Source organism: Streptomyces sp. NPDC002276 (genome assembly GCF_053891435.1).
In genome coordinates, this window is sequence record NZ_JBSFCQ010000064.1 from 1 (window position 1) to 2,011 (window position 2,011).

Annotated in this window: 1 protein-coding gene; it reads right to left on the reverse strand. The window is 63.9% G+C overall.

All coding sequences use genetic code 11. The features are described from left to right. Positions 1-390: 390 nt before the first annotated feature. Positions 391-1,056, reverse strand: coding sequence for a S1 family peptidase (locus ACWIHT_RS47195; protein WP_456174827.1), 666 nt, complete (start codon positions 1,054-1,056; stop codon positions 391-393). Positions 1,057-2,011 lie beyond the last annotated feature (955 nt).

Here is a 2,011-nt window from a genome sequence, read left to right on the forward strand (position 1 = left end):
GCCAGGCGCGTCGGCCGTTCGACTGGGACGACCGCTGCCTGAGCCTGCGGACTCCGGCTGATCGGTTTAGGTAGCCGCACCGGGCGTCACGGGAGAATGGAGTCCCGCCTCCCTGCCCCTCAGACGAAGGTCCTGGCCCGCGGATGCGATGACTGCGTCCGCCGAGAGCAGCCGTGTCGACCAGCACTCGTACGGCTTCCACCACGTCTCTCGGATCACGGCCTAGTCGTGCGAGGACGGCAACTGGGGGATGAACCATACGCACGTTGCCCGCGACGCTATGAGCGGACTACCGATCCTGCTCGTCGCGAAGGCGGGGGGTGATGGCGACGCCGAAACTCTCTGCTGAGCCACAGGAGTTGTGGCGAAAGACGGTCGGTGTGCAGGGGTTCAGGCCCCGGTGACGCTCCTGATCCAGGCACGATGCGAGGCGACGCTGCTGTACTCGGTCGGGCCGAGTGCGAACAGGACGCCGACCTGCTTGCCTTTGTAGAAGGCGGGGCCGCCGGAGTCTCCTCCCTCGGTGGTCCCGCTCACCTTCTTGAGGAATAGGGCCCGTCCGATGATGTCGTCGTTCTTGACCGCGGTCACGCGGTTGGTGGCCGCCCGCAAGGGCTTCGGATGCATGTCGTTGCTGCCGTATCCGTAGATGTTGACGACCGCGCCCTTGCGCGGGTCGGTGTCCGCGAGCTTGACGTGCGGCGCTTTGATCGGCTTGGCCAGCCGGAACAGAGCCACGTCGTCCACGCCGTTCGTGTTGAGGTGTCGGATCTTCGCCACGTCGGCTTTGACCCCGTGCCCGATCCGGACCGAGCCGACCCGTACGGACATCTTGCCCGGGTGGTCGTTGTAGCAGTGGTAGGCGGTGAGCACCCACCGGTCCGTGAGCATCGTGCCGGTACAGGCGAAGTGCCCGTCGTTGTAGACCTGCACGGCCCAGGGCGCGGACGTGACGGCTCTGCCGCCGCTGATCGCGTGCGCGGACGAGATCGGCAGAGCAATGGTGGCTGCAAGCCCGATTCCGGCGGCGATGGTGACTCGGTGGTGGTGTCGCATAGCGGTGCTCCTCTGGTCGGTTGATCTGCATCAACTCTCGCGGAGGGATGCGACGGTCGCCTCGGCCATTTGGTCAGATGTGAGGAGCCTGAGCGAGACGTGTACCGGACGGCATCGGACTTTCGGCCGAGGCAGATGACAGCGCACGGTCGGTCGGCCCACCGGACGGCGAACTGCCCGGGTGAACGGAGCATCCAGACCGTCCCGATTCGGGTGGACGGAGAACGCGGCAGTCTCGTGGAGTCGCGCACAGGGCCGCCCAGGCCGCCCTGCTGGCCCTGTTTGTTCACGAAGAAAACGAACCCGGCATATAGATGAATATCCTCGGCCTCTTGGGACTTGCCGTCATCGGTGACTGGCTCTGGCCTGGGGCGAGAGAAGCGGCGAAGCGGCGCGGGGAACGATCTCTATTGGCCCCTGTGGAGGTCCTGACCAGCGAGTTCCATCGGTGCCTCACGGGTTGAGCGGTTTGTCCAATGCCGAGGGTCGCTCTGGGCGCGTTTGTATTGACACTCCCGAGCTCGGCTGGGGGGCGATGTGGAGTGAGGTGTAGCTGGTGCTTGGAGGCGACGTCTACCTCTGTGTCGGGCACGGGCCTTGTGGGTGTCCACACCGTCAGGGTGTGGACAGGTGAGCTGAGATTCGTGATCAACGTGAGTCGATGGGTGGGGGTGTCGCTGTCCGCCCACTTGACGACGTGAGTGAGTGCGGGTTTAGATTAGAACGACCGGTCGGTACAACTGTTACGTATATGGCAGAGAAACTCCACTGCGTAACAAGGGTCGACGGAATCGAGGATGCTCTGTTTTGGAGCGTCGCTTCTCTCTTACCGGAGTCCAGTCCGACCGGTGTACGTGCTCTCCATCATCCAGGCGTGGGTTGTGGAACGAACAACGTGGTTCGGCGAAAGGTACGTCCGTGTTCAAGGAATTTGTCGTGTCCGGCGATTCGCACA

Coding starts and splice junctions, on each gene's coding strand:
- ACWIHT_RS47195 (WP_456174827.1), bottom strand. CDS start 1,056: ATGCGACACCACCACCGAGTCACCATCGCCGCCGGAATCGGGCTTGCA.